This window comes from Salegentibacter tibetensis (genome assembly GCF_020164485.1).
Lineage (GTDB): Bacteria > Bacteroidota > Bacteroidia > Flavobacteriales > Flavobacteriaceae > Salegentibacter > Salegentibacter tibetensis.
The window spans coordinates 1-469 of record NZ_JAIQZA010000112.1; the positions used below are offsets into that span (position 1 = coordinate 1).

The 469-nt window shown below is 39.9% G+C and carries 1 protein-coding gene; it reads right to left on the reverse strand.

Annotation, left to right across the window (positions count from 1 at the left end; genetic code table 11):
- Positions 1 to 200 precede the first annotated feature (200 nt).
- On the reverse strand, positions 201 to 469 hold a 269-nt coding region (locus LB467_RS18730), incomplete at its 5' end, for an IS66 family transposase (RefSeq protein ID WP_224475669.1).

The window sequence follows — 469 nt, forward strand, 5'->3', positions numbered from 1 at the left end:
AGGCAAAAAGCCCGGCCTCATTATAATGACCTTTTAAAGATTTAACTATCAGTTCTCTTTTTGTTTTTAAAACGCTGCGATGGCACATTTCAACTAAAACATCTGGATTCCTTTCTCCAGCTAAAATGTATCCGGCCCACCAACCACATCTTCTAACTTAGCATAATTTTATTTACTGAGACCCTTCTGGTAAGCTTGATCTAAACTTGCTGTAATTTCTTGTAATTCTGTGGGTAGAGATTCCGGATGTCCTTATGGTTGATGGACATGATATTCTCCAGGGTATATTTGAGCCACTCATATGGATTTACCTCGTGTTTTTTGCAGATGGCAAAGAAGGAGTAGATTCCTGCGGCTCTTTCTGCTGCTGAATGAGAACCCGCAAACAGGTAATTTTTTCTACCCAGGGCCAATGGCCTGATGGCATTCTCCACTAAATTATTATCGATCTCCAGAATACCATCAAAAA